Source organism: Vogesella mureinivorans (assembly GCF_007644035.1).
In the GTDB taxonomy this organism is placed as follows: domain Bacteria; phylum Pseudomonadota; class Gammaproteobacteria; order Burkholderiales; family Chromobacteriaceae; genus Vogesella; species Vogesella mureinivorans.
The window spans coordinates 1-451 of record NZ_VMTV02000184.1 but is presented as its reverse complement, the minus strand read 5'-3'; the positions used below and the strand labels follow the sequence as shown (position 1 = coordinate 451).

Below are 451 nucleotides of genomic sequence, written 5' to 3'. Positions count from 1 at the left end.
GAATTTAATCAAATGCTCAGTTCAAGCTATGCAGGTGAAACAGGTGAGTCACAACAAGTCGCAGCTGGCTTGGAAGATCATCCCGACTTATTAAGCCTTGCCGATCAAGTCCCTGAAATGGAAGATTTGATGGATCAGGAGGATGATGCACCTATTGTCCGACTCATCAATGCCTTATTGTCAGAAGCCATTCGTGTGGGCGCATCTGATATTCATATTGAAGCATTTGAAAAGAAATTATCTGTGCGATTACGTGTTGATGGTCAGTTGCGTGAGATTGTACAACCACGTCGAGAGCTTGCACCGTTGTTGGTATCACGTATCAAGGTGATGGCAAAACTGGACATTGCTGAGAAGCGTATTCCGCAAGATGGTCGTATTTCTTTACGTCTTGCTGGCTGTTTTCGCTTAATCAAGCTGCAAATTGCCTTAGTATTGATACAGTATCTGG

General features: G+C 43.7%; 1 protein-coding gene. It reads left to right on the top strand.

All coding sequences use genetic code 11. The features are described from left to right. Positions 1–451: ATPase, T2SS/T4P/T4SS family (locus FLQ44_RS07705; RefSeq protein WP_170252879.1), on the top strand; the 451-nt coding region annotated here is incomplete at both ends.